Here is a 4,037-nt window from a genome sequence, read left to right on the forward strand (position 1 = left end):
GCCGGCCAGGGCGAGCCGGCCCCGTTTGCCGTGGCCGCGCCGCCCAGCGCCTGACCCGCTCGGCCTCCGGACGGCGCGTCCGGCAACGAGGTGCCGGCCCCGTGACCCGGCGCGGCCCCTGCGCTAAGACCGCGCCCAGCCCAGGGAACCGCCAGTGAACAAGCCCCTTCCCAACTCCTTCCGTCAGGGTCCGGACGCCCGCGGCCGCTTCGGCGCCTTCGGCGGCCGCTTCGTGGCCGAGACGCTGATGCCGCTGATCCTGGAGGTCGAGCGCGCCTACGAGGCGGCGAAGAAGGATGCGGCCTTCCAGGCCGAGTGGCGCCGCCTGCTCACGCATTACGTCGGCCGCCCGAGCCCGCTGTGGTTCGCGGAGCGCCTGACCGCGCATCTGCGCAAGACGGCGCCGAAGGGCATGGGGGCGAAGGTCTATTTCAAGCGCGACGAGCTGAACCACACCGGCGCGCACAAGATCAACGCGGTGCTCGGCCAGATCCTGCTGGCCAAGAAGATGGGCAAGACGCGCATCATCGCGGAGACCGGCGCCGGCCAGCACGGCGTCGCCACCGCGACCGCCTGCGCGCTGATGGACCTGCCCTGCATCGTCTACATGGGCGCGACCGACGTGGAGCGGCAGCAGCCCAACGTGTTCCGCATGAAGCTGCTGGGGGCGGAGGTGCGGCCCGTCACTTCCGGCGCCGCGACGCTCAAGGACGCGATGAACGAGGGGCTGCGCGACTGGGTCGCGAATGTCCACGACACCTACTACTGCATCGGCACCGTGGCGGGACCGCATCCCTATCCGGCGATGGTGCGCGACTTCCAGAGCGTGATCGGCGAGGAGGCGAAGGAGCAGATGATGGCCGCGGAAGGCCGCCTGCCCGACGCGCTGGTCGCCGCGGTCGGCGGCGGCTCCAACGCGATGGGCCTGTTCTATCCCTTCCTCGACGACGCCGACGTGCAGATGGTCGGCGTGGAGGCTGCGGGTCGCGGCCTCGACACGCCGGAGCACGCAGCGGCGCTGTCGCGCGGCCGGCCCGGCGTGCTGCACGGCAACCGCACCTACCTGCTGCAGGACGGCGACGGACAGATCACCGAAGCGCATTCGATCAGCGCCGGCCTCGATTACCCGGGCGTCGGCCCGGAGCATTCCTGGCTGCACGAGCTTGGCCGCGTGCAATACGTGGCGGCGACGGACGACGAGGCGCTGGCGGCCTTCCAGCTCTGCTCGAAGCTCGAGGGCATCATCCCGGCGCTCGAGCCCGCGCATGCGCTGGCGCATGTGATGAAGATGGCGCCGGAGCTGCCGGAGGACCGCATCGTGCTGATGAATCTCTGCGGCCGCGGCGACAAGGACATCTTCACCGTGGCGCGCCACCTGGGCGAGAAGATCTGAGCATGTCGCGGATTGCCACGCGCTTCGCGCAGCTCAAGGCGGAAGGCCGCGGCGCGCTCGTCACCTTCCTCACCGGCTTCGACCCGGACCGCGCGACCTCGCTGAAGATCCTGCAGGGGCTGCCGGCGGCGGGTGCGGACGTCATCGAGATCGGCGTACCCTTCACCGACCCGATGGCCGATGGCCCGTCGATCCAGAAGGCCGGGCAGCGCGGACTGAAGGCCGGCGCGACCGTCGCCGGCGTGCTCGACCTGGTGCGCGAGCTGCGCGCGACGGAGCGTGACACGCCGGTCGTGCTGATGGGCTACTACAACCCCATACTTGCCTATGGCGTCGCGGCCTTCTGCAAGGACGCCGCCGCGGCGGGCGTGGACGGGCTGATCATCGTGGACGTGCCGCCCGAGGAGGCCGACGAGGTCGAGCCGGATGCGCGCGCCAATGGGCTCGACCTGATCCGGCTGATCGCGCCGACGACGGACGAGGCGCGGCTGCCGCGCGTGCTGGGCGCGACGACGGGCTTCATCTACTACGTCTCGATCACTGGCATCACCGGCACGCGCAGCGCGGATTACGCGTCGCTCGCGCCGGCCGTCGCCGCGCTGAAGCGCCACACGGACCTGCCGGTCGCGATCGGCTTCGGCATCCGCACGCCGGAGCAGGCGGCGGTCGCCGCCGGCGTGGCGGATGGCGCGGTGGTCGGCACCGCGCTGGTGGACACGCTGGCCGCGACGCTCGACGCCGAGGGCCGCGCGACCGCCGAGACGGCGCCGAAGGTGCTGGCGCAGGTCGCCGCGCTCGCGCAGGCGATCCGAAGCGCGAAGAAGCAGGCCGCGTGATTCCGTGAGCAGAATCGCCACTGCCCTCCGAGAGTGGCCGCCGCAGGCGGCCCGCGCGGCGACCGACCGCGCCACGACGTGCGTCATGTCTGCGGCGCGCAAGGCAAGCGTGCGGAGCACGCGCCCGCCGCTTCAGGGCATCAATCCATGAACTGGATCTCCGACTGGGCGCTGCCCAAGATCAAGGGCATCTTCGGCGGGACGCGCGAGGTGCCGGAGAATCTCTGGCACAAATGCCCCGCCTGCGAGCAGATGATCTTCCACCGCGACCTCGAGCGGAACCTGATGGTCTGCACGAGCTGCGGCCATCACATGCGGCTCTCCGCCCAGGCGCGAATCAAGGCGACGCTGGACGAGGGCTGGTCGCGCATCGAGCTGCCGAAGGCGCCGGCCGATCCGCTGCGCTTCCGCGATCAGCGGCGCTATTCCGACCGGCTGAAGGACGCACAGTCCAAGGCGGCGATGGATGACGCGGTGGTGGTCGCGCAGGGTGCGATCGAAGGTCGCAAGGCCGTGGTCGCCGCGTTCGAATTCGCCTTCATGGGCGGCTCGATGGGCGCCGGCGTGGGCGAGGCGATCGTGACCGCGGCGAAGCTCGCCGTGCTGCAGGACGCGCCGTTGATCGTCTTCACCGCCTCGGGCGGCGCGCGCATGCAGGAAGGCACGATCAGCCTGATGCAGATGCCGCGCACCGTCATCGCGACGCGCATGGTGAAGGAAGCCGGGCTGCCCTTCATCGTCGTGCTTTGCGACCCGACGACGGGCGGCGTGACGGCGAGCTTCGCGATGCTCGGCGACATCCAGATCGCCGAGCCCGGCGCGCTGATCGGCTTTGCCGGTGCGCGCGTCATCGAGCAGACGGTGCGCGAGAAGCTGCCCGAGGGATTCCAGCGCGCCGAATACCTGCTGGAGCACGGCATCCTCGACATGGTGGTGAAGCGCCATGACATGCGCCCGACGCTGGCGCGGGTGATCTCGCTGCTGCGCGAGAAGCTGCCGCCTGTGGTGGAGCCGGCCGAGGCGCTGCCGGCCCTTCCCGCGCCGGAGCCTGAGGCACCGAAGCCGGCGTGAGCAGCGTGCCGGCTTCGCGCAGCGAAGCCATCATCGACCGCCTGCACGCGCTGCATCCGAAGCTGATCGACCTCAGCCTCGGGCGGATGCAGCGCTGCCTCGATGCGCTGGGCAATCCGGAGCGGCGGTTGCCGCCGGTGGTGCATGTCGCGGGCACCAACGGCAAGGGATCGACCTGCGCCTTCCTGCGCGCGATCGCGGAAGCCGCGGGGCTGCGCGTGCACGTCTACACCTCGCCGCATCTCGTACGCTTCCACGAGCGCATCCGGCTGGCGGGCGAACTGGTGGACGAGGCTGCGCTGGCCGCGGCACTCGAGCATGTCGAGGCGGTGAACGGCGGCGCGCCGATCACTGTCTTCGAGCTGACGACCGCCGTCGCCTTCCACCTGTTCGCCAGCGTGCCCGCCGACCTGCTGGTGCTGGAGGTCGGGCTCGGCGGGCGGCTCGACGCGACCAACGTCGTCGAGTGTCCCGTGGCCACCGCGATCACCTCGATCTCCATGGACCACATGGATTTCCTGGGCGACACGCTGGCGAAGATCGCCTTCGAGAAGGCCGGGATCATGAAGCCCGGCGTGCCCTGCGCGACCGGCGCGCAGCCCGACGAGGCGACCGCGGTGTTCGAGCGCGTGGCGGCGGAGCACGGCGCGCCGCTGCTGCGGCGCGGCCGCGACTGGGACGTCGTGCGCCACGCCGACGGCACGCTCACCTGGCGCGACGCGACGACTTCGCTCGGC

4 protein-coding genes are annotated in these 4,037 nt (G+C 71.1%); all 4 read left to right on the plus strand.

Annotation, left to right across the window (positions count from 1 at the left end; genetic code table 11):
* The first annotated feature begins 154 nt into the window (after window positions 1-154).
* Window positions 155-1,393 carry a tryptophan synthase subunit beta gene (gene trpB, locus L2I40_RS19945; protein WP_237216930.1) on the plus strand — a complete coding sequence of 413 codons (1,239 nt, stop codon included), beginning with the start codon at window positions 155-157 and terminating at the stop codon, window positions 1,391-1,393.
* Between the two features lie 2 nt (window positions 1,394-1,395).
* Window positions 1,396-2,229 carry a tryptophan synthase subunit alpha gene (gene trpA, locus L2I40_RS19950; RefSeq protein WP_237216931.1) on the plus strand — a complete coding sequence of 278 codons (834 nt, stop codon included), beginning with the start codon at window positions 1,396-1,398 and terminating at the stop codon, window positions 2,227-2,229.
* Window positions 2,230-2,376: 147 nt separating this feature from the next.
* Entirely contained in the window at window positions 2,377-3,300 is a 924-nt protein-coding gene (gene accD / locus L2I40_RS19955; protein ID WP_237216932.1) for an acetyl-CoA carboxylase, carboxyltransferase subunit beta, read from the plus strand.
* On the plus strand, window positions 3,297-4,037 hold a 741-nt coding region (locus L2I40_RS19960; RefSeq protein ID WP_272910989.1), incomplete at its 3' end, for a bifunctional folylpolyglutamate synthase/dihydrofolate synthase. The genes accD and L2I40_RS19960, both read left to right, overlap by 4 nt.

This window comes from Falsiroseomonas oryziterrae (genome assembly GCF_021864505.1).
GTDB lineage: Bacteria > Pseudomonadota > Alphaproteobacteria > Acetobacterales > Acetobacteraceae > Falsiroseomonas > Falsiroseomonas oryziterrae.

What these genes read in the sequence shown, in the direction of transcription:
- trpA (WP_237216931.1), top strand. Translation starts at nt 1,396, where the DNA reads ATGTCGCGGATTGCCACGCGCTTCGCGCAGCTCAAGGCGGAAGGCCGC.
- accD (WP_237216932.1), top strand. Translation starts at nt 2,377, where the DNA reads ATGAACTGGATCTCCGACTGGGCGCTGCCCAAGATCAAGGGCATCTTC.